Annotated in this window: 9 protein-coding genes and 1 pseudogene; 7 read left to right on the forward strand and 3 right to left on the reverse strand. The window is 62.6% G+C overall.

The genetic code is table 11. From position 1 onward, the window contains the following. Positions 1–98: 98 nt before the first annotated feature. The 6 genes and pseudogenes from V1286_RS14245 to V1286_RS14270 all read left to right on the forward strand — a co-directional run bounded on the left by V1286_RS14245 (position 99) and on the right by V1286_RS14270 (position 6,710). Complete coding sequence (locus V1286_RS14245; protein ID WP_334480439.1) at positions 99–2,621, forward strand: penicillin-binding protein 1A; 2,523 nt, start codon at positions 99–101, stop codon at positions 2,619–2,621. A 189-nt stretch (positions 2,622–2,810) separates the two neighbouring features. Next, positions 2,811–3,942, forward strand: a protein-coding gene (gene prfB / locus V1286_RS14250) for a peptide chain release factor 2 (protein ID WP_334480441.1) whose coding sequence is annotated in 2 segments (ribosomal slippage) — positions 2,811–2,879 and positions 2,881–3,942 — 1,131 coding nt in all. Because the reading frame shifts where the segments join, the coding sequence is not laid out codon by codon here. A 3-nt stretch (positions 3,943–3,945) separates the two neighbouring features. After that, positions 3,946–4,469: pseudogene (locus V1286_RS14255) on the forward strand (NAD(P)-dependent oxidoreductase). Positions 4,470–4,542: 73 nt separating this feature from the next. Beyond that, complete coding sequence (locus V1286_RS14260; RefSeq protein WP_334480443.1) at positions 4,543–5,448, forward strand: DMT family transporter; 906 nt, start codon at positions 4,543–4,545, stop codon at positions 5,446–5,448. An 84-nt stretch (positions 5,449–5,532) separates the two neighbouring features. Further along, complete coding sequence (locus V1286_RS14265) at positions 5,533–6,216, forward strand: helix-turn-helix domain-containing protein (RefSeq protein WP_334480444.1); 684 nt, start codon at positions 5,533–5,535, stop codon at positions 6,214–6,216. After that, positions 6,213–6,710: a cupin domain-containing protein gene (locus V1286_RS14270; RefSeq protein WP_334480445.1), complete on the forward strand. Its 498-nt coding sequence runs from the start codon at positions 6,213–6,215 to the stop codon at positions 6,708–6,710. Before V1286_RS14265 ends, V1286_RS14270 begins: the two co-directional genes overlap by 4 nt. A gap of 35 nt (positions 6,711–6,745) precedes the next feature. Here V1286_RS14270 and V1286_RS14275 read toward each other — a convergent pair whose 3' ends face one another. Then, the gene (locus tag V1286_RS14275; RefSeq protein WP_334480446.1) at positions 6,746–8,914 is read right to left on the reverse strand and encodes a carbamoyltransferase C-terminal domain-containing protein; all 2,169 of its coding nucleotides are present in this window, start codon (positions 8,912–8,914) and stop codon (positions 6,746–6,748) included. Between the two features lie 189 nt (positions 8,915–9,103). Between V1286_RS14275 and V1286_RS14280 the strand changes: the two genes are divergently transcribed. After that, positions 9,104–10,327, forward strand: a complete 1,224-nt coding sequence (locus V1286_RS14280) for an ABC transporter substrate-binding protein (protein WP_334480447.1) — start codon at positions 9,104–9,106, stop codon at positions 10,325–10,327. A gap of 125 nt (positions 10,328–10,452) precedes the next feature. Here the strand turns inward: V1286_RS14280 and V1286_RS14285 are convergent, their stop codons facing one another. Continuing rightward, the gene (locus V1286_RS14285; RefSeq protein ID WP_334480449.1) at positions 10,453–10,902 is read right to left on the reverse strand and encodes an SRPBCC family protein; all 450 of its coding nucleotides are present in this window, start codon (positions 10,900–10,902) and stop codon (positions 10,453–10,455) included. A gap of 234 nt (positions 10,903–11,136) precedes the next feature. Further along, positions 11,137–12,492 carry a M23 family metallopeptidase gene (locus tag V1286_RS14290; protein WP_334480451.1) on the reverse strand — a complete coding sequence of 452 codons (1,356 nt, stop codon included), beginning with the start codon at positions 12,490–12,492 and terminating at the stop codon, positions 11,137–11,139. Positions 12,493–12,499: the final 7 nt, after the last annotated feature.

Here is a 12,499-nt window from a genome sequence, read left to right on the forward strand (position 1 = left end):
GGATCTCTGCGATCCCGGTCGCGGGAGAGGAAATGTCCGATGGACACGAGGACAAGCGCTGACTGTTACGGCGCCAAGGTTGGAATGGAACTTCGGTAATGCGTTTTCTGGTCCGGTTTTTGGGTTTTCTGTTTACCGCCGGGACTGTCGTGTTCCTGGTCGGCGTGGCCGGTGTCGCGGGCGCGATCTGGCATTTCTCCAGGGACCTGCCGGACTATTCGCAGCTTCAGGATTACGAGCCGCCGGTGATGACGCGCGTGCATGCCTCGGACGGCGCGCTGCTCGGCGAGTATTCGAAGGAGCGGCGTCTCTATCTGCCGATCCAGGCGATGCCAAAACTCGTCACCAACGCGTTCCTCGCGGCCGAGGACAAGAATTTTTACGAGCACGGCGGCATCGACTTCACGGGCATGGCGCGCGCCGCCGTGGTGTATGCGCAGAACCTTGGCTCCAACCGCCGGCCGCAGGGTGCCTCCACGATCACCCAGCAGGTCGCGAAGAACTTCCTTTTGACCAACGAGGTTTCCTTCACGCGCAAGATCAAGGAAGCCCTGCTGGCGATGCGCATCGAGCGTGCCTATTCCAAGGACCGCATCCTCGAACTCTATCTCAATGAAATCTATCTCGGCCTCGGCGCCTACGGCATCGCCGCCGCATCGCTGGTCTATTTCGACAAATCGGTGAACGAACTAACGGTGGCGGAAGCCGCCTATCTGGCAGCGCTTCCGAAAGCACCGGCCCAGTTGCATCCGGTGCGCAACCGCGACCGCGCGGTCGAGCGGCGCAATTACGTGATCGACCGCCTGGTGGAAAACGGCTGGATCAAGCAGGCCGACGCCGACAAGGCCCGCAAGGAACCGCTGGCCGTGACCAGCCGGTCCAACGCCGCGCACACCTTTGCCGGCGAGTATTTTGCCGAGGAGGTCCGGCGCGACATCTTCGAGCGCTACGGCGAAAAGAAGCTCTATGAAGGCGGATTGTCCGTCCGCACCACGCTCGATCCGAAGCTGCAGGTGATGGCGCGCAAAACCATGGCCGCCGGCCTCGTGAATTTTGACGAGGCCCAGGGCTGGCGCGGAGCTATCAGCAAGCTCGACATATCAGGCGATTGGGGCGTGAAGCTCGCCGATGTCAAATCGCTGAGCGACATCTCGCCCTGGCGAATGGCCGTGGTGCTGGAGACTTCCGAACAGTCGGCCCGTATCGGTTTCCAGCCCGGCCGCGAACTGGGCGGCGCGATCTCCAAGGACCGGCAAACCGGCCTCATTACGCTGGAGGGTGTCCGATGGGCAAAGGCGGCTTCCGCTCCGGCTCGCAGCAAGACGCCGAACTCGGTCTCGCAAATTCTTTCGCCGGGCGATGTGATCTACGCCGATCCGCTGTTCGGCAAGGACGGCCACGCGGTCGAAGGCCAGTATCGCCTGCGGCAATTGCCTGAAGTGTCCGGCGCCATGGTCGCGATGGATCCTTGGACCGGCCGCGTGGTTGCGATGGTGGGAGGCTTCTCGTTCGACCAAAGCCAGTTCAATCGCGCGACCCAGGCCTATCGACAGCCGGGATCGACGTTCAAGCCGCTGGTCTATTCGGCAGCGATGGACAACGGCTACACCCCAGCGACCATCATGATCGACGGGCCGATCGAGATCGATCAGGGGCAGGGCGCCGGCGTCTGGCGCCCGGAGAACTTTTCGGTCGGCAGTTATCGTGGTCCCATTACGCTGCGTGAAGCCCTCAAATGGTCGGTCAACACCGTGACGGTGCGGTTGGCGCAGGATGTCGGCATGCCCCTGATCGGTGAATATGCCAAACGCTTCGGCGTCTATGAGGAATTGCCGAACTATCTTTCCTATTCGCTCGGCGCCGGCGAAACCACCGTCATGCGGATGGTCACGGCCTATTCGATGTTCGCCAACGGCGGCCGGCGGGTGAAGCCGACCCTGATCGACCGCATCCAGGACCGCTACGGACGGACGATTTTCAAACATGACGCGCGCGAGTGCCGCGGCTGCGACGCGCCGGGCGGCTGGAAGAATCAGCCCGAGCCTCAGCTCGTCGACCGCAGGGAGCAGGTGCTTGATTCGATGACGGCCTACCAGATCACCTCGATGCTGGAGGGGGTGGTGCAGGGTGGCACCGCGTCGGTCATGCGCGAGGTCGGCAAGCCGATCGCCGGCAAGACCGGCACCACCAGTGACGGAAAAGATGTCTGGTTCATCGGCTTTTCGTCGGATCTCGTCGTCGGTCTCTATCTTGGCTATGACAAGCCCCGCAGCCTGGGCAGAGCCGCGCAGGGCGGCCATACCGCGGCTCCGATCGTCAAAGAGTTCATGAAGCTCGCGCTCGCCGACAAGCCGGCGACCCCGTTCAAGATTCCCGCCGGCATCAGGCTGGTCCGTATCGATGCCAAGAGTGGCATGCGCCCCGGTCAAGGCGATGGCGGCCGCACCATCCTGGAAGCGTTCAAGCCGGGCACCGCGCCGCCGGATAATTATTCTGTCGTCGGCGTGGCCGACCAGGACGGGCGGATGCCGCAAGTAATCCCGCCTGACGCCGGCAATATGCAGGGAATCTCGCCTGACTCCGGCAATATCATGCGTCCCGGAACCGGCAGGCTTTACTAACTAAAGCGTTTTCCAGCGAAGTGGAGACCGGTTCGCGTCAGGAAAACGCGTCAAATCAAAATCCAGAGCGCCGTTCCGATTCCGTCGGAACGGGGCTCTGGCCGGTTTGCGGATTGCGCTTTGCGGCGTAGGCCGCTACATCCCTCGCATATAATTCAGTAGCGGTTCCGACCGCAGACAGAAGAGACCATGCGCGCCGAAATCGAACGCCTCGTTGAAGAGATCAAGCAGTCAGTCGGGCTGCTGAGGAGGCATCTTTGATGTCGAGAAATCCAAGGCTCGCCTCGCCGAGCTGAACAAGCTCGCCGAAGATCCCAATCTCTGGAACGATCCCCAGAAGGCCCAGAAGCTGATGCAGGAGCGCACCTCGCTGGTGGACGCGCTCGAGGGCATCGGCAAGGTCGAGCGCGAGCTTGACGACAATGTCGAGATGATCGCGCTCGGCGAGGCCGAGAACGATGAAGGCGTGGTGGTCGAGGCGGAGGGCGCGCTAAAAGCCCTGAAGAAGGAGGTCGCGCGCCGCGAACTGGAAGCGCTGCTATCGGGCGAGGCGGACCGCTTCGATTCCTACCTCGAAGTGCATGCCGGCGCCGGTGGCACTGAAAGCCAGGACTGGGCGTCGATGCTGCTGCGCATGTATACGCGCTGGGCCGAAGAGCACGGCTTCAAGATCGAGTATCTCGAAGAGACTCCCGGCGAAGAAGCCGGCATCAAATCTGCGACCATCCAGATCAGCGGGCACAATGCCTATGGCTGGCTGAAGACCGAGGCGGGCGTGCATCGCCTGGTGCGGATCTCGCCGTTCGATTCCAATGCGCGGCGGCACACCTCGTTTTCTTCCGTGGCGATCTTTCCGGTCGTCGATGACAGCATCAAGATCGACATCAAGGAATCGGACGTGCGCACCGACACCATGCGCTCGGGCGGCGCCGGCGGCCAGCACGTCAACAAGACCGAATCCGCGGTCCGCCTGACCCATATCCCGACCGGCGTCGCGGTGGTCTGCCAGGCCGGCCGTTCGCAGCACAAGAACCGCGCCCAGGCCTGGGACATGCTGCGCGCGCGGCTCTATGAAATCGAACTGAAGCGGCGCGAGGAACAGGCCGCCGCCGATCAGGCCGCCAAGACCGACATCGGCTGGGGCCACCAGATCCGCTCTTACGTGCTGCAGCCCTACCAGATGGTGAAGGACCTGCGTACTGGCGTGCAGACCTCCGATACATCAGGCGTGCTCGACGGCGATCTCGACGAGTTCATGGCGGCGACGCTGGCGCAGCGCGCCTTCGGCACCACGCCCGGCGCGGTCGAGGATGTGGATTAATCCATGACCAAAGTGGCCTTCATCGGGCTCGGGCGCATGGGCCATGGCATGGCCTGCCGCTACCTCGATGCAGGCTTTTCGGTTGCGGTCTGGAATCGCAGCAAGGCCAAGGCGGAAGACCTGATCGCGCGCGGCGCACGCTGGGCCGCGTCTCCGGCAGAGGCTGCCGATAATGCTGATGCCGTCGTGACCATGGTCGCTGACGACGAGGCGTCGCGTGTCGTCTGGCTCGGCAAGGACGGCCGCGGCTGCAACGATGAAGGCGGGCAGCCTCGCGATTGAATGCTCGACTGTCTCCCATCAGCACGCGCTCGACATGGCGCGCGAACTGAGCGGCCGCGGCCTGATCTATATCGACGGCGGCGCTTCGCCACAAGGATGCGGCCTATGCGGTGAAGCTGGCTGAAACGCTGCTGCCCGGCGTGCCCGTCAGCCGCGCCGCGCTTGCCGCCTATGAGAAGGCGAAGGCAAACGCGCCCGACGATGACGAAGGCAAGATGATCGAGATCGTGTCGCAGCCGAAATAGTCTTCGGAAATCGGGTGGACGGCGACGTGCGTCCGGTCCTAGCTGGTTGCGCGATTTCACCAGGTTCTTGCGAATGACAGTCAGCGACGGCCGGATCGATGCGCGTGACTGGACGTTGGTCGGCCTGCTCTCGATCCTGTGGGGCGGATCGTTCTTTTTCAATGGCGTGGTGCTACGCGAGCTGCCGCCGTTCACGCTCGTGCTGTTGCGCGTGCTGCTGGCCGCCATGATCCTGGTGCCAGTGCTTTGCGCGCAGCGACTGCCGCTTCCGAATGGATGGATGGGCTGGAGGCCGTTCTTCCTCGTCGCCTTGTTCAACAATGTGCTGCCGTTCTCGCTGATCGTCACCGGACAGATGTACATCCCGAGCGGGTTGGCTTCGATCCTCAATGCCACCACGCCGCTGTTCACGGTGGCGGTGATGGCGGCGGCGGGCGAGGAGAAGCTCATCATCAGGCGTGTGGCCGGTGTGATCGTCGGCCTTGTCGGCGTCGTGATCCTTCGCGGCAGCGGAGTGGGCTTTGCCAGCGGGCAGGGGCTCGGCGTCCTGCTGTGTCTCGCGGCGGCGCTGAGCTACGGCATCTCCGCGCTGATAGCCCGGCGCGCGCTATCGGATTCGCCGCCGCTTGCCACCGCCACGTTTCAACTAATGGCATCGAGCCTGATGATGGCTGTCGTCGCCGGCATTTTCGAGCAGCCGTGGCAATTGCCAATGCCGGGCGCGGTGACATGGTTCGCGGTGCTCGGCCTCGCCGCGTTGTCGACGGCGCTGGCCTATATCGTTTTCTTCCAGGTGCTGCGGCGCTCGGGCGCCACCAACGTCATGCTGGTGACGCTGCTTGTGCCGGTCACGGCCATCCTGCTCGGCTCCCTCGTGCTCGGCGAGCAGATTTCACCGCGTGAAATCGCAGGCGCACTGGTGATCGGCAGCGCGCTGCTAGTGATCGACGGCCGCGCGCTGAGGTTTCTCGAACGTTAGTTCGCTCGTACAGGCGATGCGAGCCAACTTGACATTTGCCTATATAGCAATACGATTTGCCTTATAAGCAAATGGGAGAGCAGCGTGGTTTCGGCAGAAGTTGGCCGGCGCGCCCGCGAGGCGGCGCGCCTTGCCGCAATCGGAGCCGTCATTCGCAGGGCCCGCTCGGCGCGCGGTTTGACGCTCGATGAACTCGCCGGAATGGTCGGTCTGTCAGTGACATTTCTCTCGCGGATCGAGCGTGGACTCATCGCGTGTTCGATCGGCAATCTCCTGGAAATTGCCGGCGTCCTTCAGGTGCAGCCGGCTGAATTGTTTGCCGACGTCGAAGGCGAGGATCGGACCCGCGCGTATCGCGTGGTGCGGTCAATCGATGCCGTTCCATCGAAGGGCGCTGACGCAAACTATGCCTGGCGCAAGCTCGCTTCGGGCGTGGGCGAGCAGCGGCTGGAAACTTTCCAGCTCGAATTGTCGGCAAAACCGCGCAGGCCGACGCTGGTCGCGCATCCCGGCGAAGAGATGTGCTTTGTCCTCGAAGGCAGTGTCGAATTTCAGGTGGGCGACGAAACCATCGCGCTGGAGCGAGGCGATTCGATTCATTTGCGCTCGGACGTACCGCATATGGCATGGGCGCGCGGGTCCGGCAGTGCGCGCCTGCTCATGGTGACATCAATCGAAAATCAGTCGGCCATCGCGGTCGAGTGGTGGAGCAATATTGCGGGCAGGAAAAGCGAACGAGAGAGCACGGCAAAAGGGAGAGCAAAATGAGTGCTGTCAGGAGCAAGGAGATTCCCGATACGGCGGCCGCAAATGCGGAATTGACGACCGCGCGCGAAGCCTCGCGAAAGGACCACAAGCCTTACGAGGCGCGCCATTTCGAGGAAGTCGATTGGGAGACGATCCGGTGGCCGGGCGAGACAGGCAAAATGCTTTTTCATCCGCGACCGGAACGTCCGACCGAACCGAACGCGGGAATTCTGCGGCTTGAGCCCGGCGCCTATCACCCCGAGCACTATCATGGCTTCGCGCAGGTCTGGCATATCCTGAAAGGCGAGTTTTCAATCGACGGAACGCCGCATGGTCCGGGAACGGTGCTGTTCCATCCCGACCCGCACTTTGAGGGTGAATTCCGCACCGAAACGGGCGGGGAGATATTCATCGTCCAGTATCCCGGTCCGACGACCGGTGAGCGCCCGATCTATAGCGGCCGGTTCAACATGGCGGAACGCAAGACGGTTGCGAGCGAGCGCGTCGATCTCTGAACCGGCGGATCACCCCATCTCAGGGAAGAAGCGAATTATCGCGTGCGCTGGCTGGAAGCCGATGTCTTCTTCCAGTCGGCGAGCCAGTTTCTGAACCTTCCGCTATCGCGCTCGCCGCCATGCCAGGCCGCGTGCACGGTGCCGTCGTCGGCGACCATGATGACGGCATCGAGCCCCTTGGAGCGGCGCAGCGTGTCGATCGCCTGCTGCGGCGTTTGCGCGATCGGTCCTGCGACATTGAAGGAGGTGTTGACGGACAGCTCGACGCCGATATAGCGGCCGAGCGCCTTGAGATAGGCATGGGTGAGGGAATCGTCTTCAGCGCGCACGATCTGGATTCGGCCGGTGCCGTCAGCGTGAATGACGGCTGGAATTTTTTTTCGGGCATGCGGCTTCGAATGCGCCGTCAGCACCATGTAATTATAGGCGTTGTAATCGGCATCCGAGGCGCCGGGCAGCAGTTCGAAATATTCTCGCGCGGCTTCCAGCGTCGCCATCGGCGCCAGCGGGCGAATGGCCTCACGGTATTTGACGCGCTCGTTCAGCCGTTCGCGCGCTTCCGCGTCGCAGGGGTTGGCGAGGATCGAGCGATGGCCGAGCGCGCGGGGACCGGTTTCGGCCGCGCCCTGATAGAGCGCAATCACGCCGCTCTGCGCCACCATGAATGCCATCAGGTCGGCGATCGCGTCGCGGCCGTCAGAGGTCGAGATACCCCCGATCCGTTGCGAGGCGATGTCATTGGCCTCGACCGCGCTGACGATATCCTCTTGCGATGGTGGCGTGCCGCAATAGAAAGCATGCGTCATCGGTGCGCCGCGCGGGGCGCCGGCGAGATGCGCGAATAGCCAGGCGGCGCCGATGGTGACGCCGGGATCGCCGGGAACCGGCGGCACCCAAAGATGCAGGCGCGTGTTGCGCTGCTGGGCTTTGGCGAACCAGGCCTCATCGAAATGCTCAAGCAGCCGCATATTGCCGACCGCGTTCAGCGCGACGCCGCCGGTCAGCACCAGCCGGTTGGCACCCGTGGTGCGCAACAGGTGATCGACGACATGGATCATGGCGTCTTCGAACACCAGTTGGGTAGCGGCGGCCTTGTCGAGGCGGTCCCTGGTATCAGGGCGGTGATGGATGTCCTCGACACGCAGCACCGCATCCGGATTCCAGAGCTGGTCCGGCTTGAGCGGTTCGCCGAGTATCTCTGTCAGCGCCTGCTTGTAGGGATGATCGAAGGGGTCGCAATACCAGTTAGCCATCGCGCGGTTGAGCCGGACTTCGCCATCGCGGCCGAAATGCAGCACGTCGCGCAACCGCGCATAATAGGGATTGCTGGCGCGGTCCATGTCGCCCCACGCGGCGGCGCCCATGTAGCGGCCCTCGCTGGACAGCCAGGTCCAGCCGCCCTGTGTCGAGGAAATCACGCTGTAGAACGCGCCGAGTGAATCGAACATGCTGTCGTTGCAGTAGAGCCGGCGCATCGCGCCATGCTCGACGACGTAAAGCGAGATCGAGCCCTGATCGCCGGTTCCGTCGAGCACCGCAATCGCCGTCGGCTCGCCGTCATCGGCGAACGGTGAGGCGGCGTAGGAAAACCAGGCGTGGTTGTCGTGATGCGGCAGGCAAATCAGCGGCACGCGCTCGGCAAGCTCGAACTGGCGGGCCAGGATCTTTGGCGTCCGCGTCATCTGGTCGAGGCGGCGGCCGTCGAAGCCTGCGGCTTCGGTGGTGCGCACGAGCTTGAAACTCTGTGGCATTTCTTCGATCACCGAGCGCGCCAGCGTGCCGGCAAGCGTCGGATAATCCCAGCTCGTGAGCCAGGCATCGATGTCGCCGATGTCGCGGCCCATCTCCCGTAGCGTCGCCACCGCGGCGTCGACCGACAATTTGGGATACTCTGTCGTGTGCTTGTTGCCCGAAAAGCGCTCTTCCTCATTGTTGACGATCAGCCGCGGCCCGTGAGCCTGCGTCACCTCGACCAGCGCCAGACCTGAATTATGCGTGCCGGGTGCGCCGAGGCCCGCGAGATAGACCGTTTCGCCGCGCGCAAGTTTGTCGCGCACATGCGCGATCCGCGCATCGGCGAATTCCGAGCCGAGCTGGTGAAATCCCGCAGCCCCCATGGTTTTCGCCGCGAGCCAGCGCGCGAAACGGAAGCCGAGGCCAGCGAGCCTGGGATGCCGCGGGCCAATTCGTATGTCTGGTTTCAACCTGTCCAACCTCTGGGCCTTGAACGCATGGCCTTGCACGCATGGTAATGACGCGAACCTGCATCAATCACAATTGGCGCCGGGCAACAATGCTGTTTCGTCATACGGAATAAGCACATGCTTGCAACTGTTGATGCGACTTGCGAGACTTGCCCGCAACAAGACCGAAAAAAATAGGGGGAGAAAACGATGCCGGTTCGCATGCAGAACCTTGTTGCCCTGACCGTGTTCGCCGTCGTCGCAACGGTCGCCACCACAGCCCACGCCCAGAAAAAATACGATCCCGGCGCCAGCGATACCGAAATCAAGATCGGCAACATCATGCCCTACAGCGGCCCGGCGTCGGCCTATGGCACGATCGGCAAGGCGCAGGCGGCCTATTTCAACAAGGTCAACGCCGAGGGCGGCATCAACGGCCGCAAGATCAATTTCGTCAGCTATGACGACGCCTTCAGCCCGCCGAAGGCGGTCGAGCAGGCGCGCAAGCTGGTGGAAAGCGACGAGGTGCTGCTGATCTTCCAGCCGCTCGGCACGCAGTCCAATTCGGCAATCCAGAAATACATGAACGCCAAGAAGGTCCCGCAGCTCTTCGTCGCGACCGGTGCGACCAAATGGGGCGATCCGCAGAACTTTCCGTGGACCATGGGCTGGCAGCCGAATTACCAGAGCGAAGGCCGGATCTACGCCGCCTATATCCTGAAGAACTTTCCGAACGGCAAGATCGCGGCGCTCTGGCAGAATGACGATGCCGGCAAGGACCAGATGAAGGGCTTGCGCGATGGCCTTGGCGCCAAGGCCAGTATGATCATCGTCGACAAGTCCTATGAGGTCTCCGATCCCACCATCGATTCGCAGATCGTCGCGCTGAAGGATTCCGGCGCCGACATCATGATGACCTGGGCGGCGCCGAAGGGCGCGGCGCAGGCGATTCGGAAGGTGGCCGAGCTCGGCTGGAAGCCGGTCTATTTCATCGGCAATGTCTCGACCTCGGTGGCGGCGGTCCTCAAGCCAGCCGGCCTCGATAATTCGAAAGGCATCATTTCAACGGCCTATCTGAAGGATCCGACCGATCCATTGTGGAAGGACGATCCGGGGATCAAGACCTGGCTTGCGTTCATGGACAAATATTTCCCTGACGGAGACAAGACCAACGCCAACAATATCTACGGCTATGCGACGGCGCAGACCATGGTGCAGGTGCTGAAGCAGTGCGGCGACAATCTCACGCGCGAGAACGTGATGAAGCAAGCCGCGAGCCTGAAGGATTTCACCAGCGAGGTGCTGCTGCCCGGGATCAAGATCAACACGGCCGCCAACGACTTCTTCCCGATCGAACAGATGCAGTTGATGAAGTTCAACGGCGAAGCCTGGGAAGTGTTCGGCGACATCATCGCCGGGGAGGTCGGGCATTAGAGTCCGGTTCTGATTTAATCAGAACCGGACTCTAGAATCTTCTTTTGACGCGTTTTCTAAACGCGAACCGGTGTCCGCTCTGGAGGGATAAGGCACCACGGCGTGGTGCCTGTCCTCGGCCCTCACTATCCCGGAATATCCGGCTCCACGAGTAATGCGAGCTGGGCGAGCGACTGTTGCCAGCCGAGATAGCAGGCTTCGACCGGAATCACCGTCGGCACGTTTGTCTGTTCGATGTTGATCTCGGTTCCGACCGACACCGCTTTCAGGGTCACAGTGACCTCAATGACGCCGGGCAAATTGGGATCGTCGAAACGATCGGTGTAGCGGATACGCTCATTGGGCACGATTTCCAGATATTCTCCGCCGAACGAATGGCCTGTGTTCGTGGTGAAATTCGTGAATGACATCCTGAATGTGCCGCCAACCTTCGCTTCAAAATGGTGAACCTTGCAGGTGAATCCGTAGGGCGGCAGCCACTTGGCCATGGCGTCCGCATCAAGGAAGGCACGAAAAACCTTCTCCGGCTTGGTGGCGAGGACACGGTGCAAACGAACGGTATTGCCTTGGGACATGACGTTATTTTCTCCATTACTGAGCGGAGTATATCGCAGGATTTAGTTGGGTTAGCTCCGTCTCTGCCACAAGGACGCCTGGCCTCCCTGCGAGCCGACATGGGGGCAAAAAAATTTCACCGACGCGGGCGTGCGCCGGTTCCGTTTAGGTGACTGTGGAGCGGCGAGGGTAGAATAGAGCGAGTATTCCGCGCACGATCGACAAGCGAGCACGCCAGTTCTGGCGGCGTGATGCTAGCCCGCGCTGAGCCTCACGCCGGCGCGCAAAAACTTCTGCGGGTCGACCGCGTCGCCGTCGATCCGCGTTTCATAATGCAGGTGTGGGCCGGTGGAGCGGCCGGTGGAGCCGACGGCGCCGATCACCTGTCCGATCCTGACGACGTCACCGACCTTGACGTGAATTTCCGACAGGTGGCCATAACGAGTCGACAACCCGTTGCCGTGGTCGATCTCCACCATGCGGCCATAGCCGCCCATCCATCCCGATGACAGCACCTTGCCGTTCGCGGTGGCGCGGACGGGATCGCCGGTGGCGGCGCGGAAGTCGAGGCCGGTGTGCATGGCGGGGCGGCCGAGGAAGGGATCGCTTCGGACACCGAAGCCCGAGGTGAATTCGACCTCGCCGACAACAGGCTTGCGGTAGGGCACCAGCGCCAGGGTCGCGTTGAGACGCTGCATCTGCGAGCGGGTGATATTGATTCGGTTGAGCTGGCGCTCGAATGCGCCGGCATCGGCCGAAAGCTTTACCGGTACGAACGGGCCGCCAATGGCCGAGCGCGGCGTCGCCGCTTCGAGCTGCGCCATGTCGAGGCCGAGATCGCTGAACACGCCGCGCATCCGGCGGACGCGCGATTCCATGCTGTCCTCGACCGCGGTCAGTGCCGCCATCTGGCGCCGCTCGACGGAATCGAGCGAGGTCTGCAGGCGGACCAGCACATTGTCGAAGCCCTGAACCTTGGCAAACTGATTTGGCTGTGGCTTGACGGCGATGGGCGCGCGCGATTCCAGCCGCGCTTCGCGATCCGGCGGCGCCACGAAGATCACGGTGTCGCTGATCGGGGAGGGTTTCAGGGTGCCGGAAGCCGGCGTCTCCACAGCCGCGCCGCGCGCCGGAGGCCTGACCGAACCGGTGGCCGCGGCATCCGGGATCGTGCCGAGGGCAGTGGCACGCGATTCGAGTGCGGTCTGGCGGCGCATGATCTGGTCGAGCTTCTGGTCGAACTGCTCCTGATCGAGCAACTGGCGGCTGGTGGTGCGGTCGACCTTGGCGCGCAGCTCCGCGATGCGGTCCTCATAAGCGTATTGCATCTCGGCCTGACGGGCGATCAGCCGGGTCAGGACGTCGTCGCGAAACGCGAAATAGGTGGCGGTCGCCGCCGACCACATGCCGAGCAACACGATCGTGCCGACAACGATCCAGAACACGACTGGGCCGAGCCGGACCTGCTTGCCGGCATGCACGATGGTGTAGCCGTCACCGTCGATCGCAGCCGCCTTTGCCGCATAGTTGGCGGGACGGCGGGGCGGCGTCCGGCCATGATCGTGAGGATGGTGGTGATCGGAATAATGATGACCGGAACGGTACGACATCGGCACT

The organism is Bradyrhizobium algeriense, from assembly GCF_036924595.1.
Lineage (GTDB): Bacteria > Pseudomonadota > Alphaproteobacteria > Rhizobiales > Xanthobacteraceae > Bradyrhizobium > Bradyrhizobium algeriense.

Coding starts and splice junctions, on each gene's coding strand:
- V1286_RS14260 (WP_334480443.1), top strand. CDS start 4,543: ATGACAGTCAGCGACGGCCGGATCGATGCGCGTGACTGGACGTTGGTC.
- V1286_RS14285 (WP_334480449.1), bottom strand. CDS start 10,902: ATGTCCCAAGGCAATACCGTTCGTTTGCACCGTGTCCTCGCCACCAAG.
- V1286_RS14280 (WP_334480447.1), top strand. CDS start 9,104: ATGCCGGTTCGCATGCAGAACCTTGTTGCCCTGACCGTGTTCGCCGTC.
- V1286_RS14245 (WP_334480439.1), top strand. CDS start 99: ATGCGTTTTCTGGTCCGGTTTTTGGGTTTTCTGTTTACCGCCGGGACT.
- V1286_RS14270 (WP_334480445.1), top strand. CDS start 6,213: ATGAGTGCTGTCAGGAGCAAGGAGATTCCCGATACGGCGGCCGCAAAT.
- V1286_RS14290 (WP_334480451.1), bottom strand. CDS start 12,492: ATGTCGTACCGTTCCGGTCATCATTATTCCGATCACCACCATCCTCAC.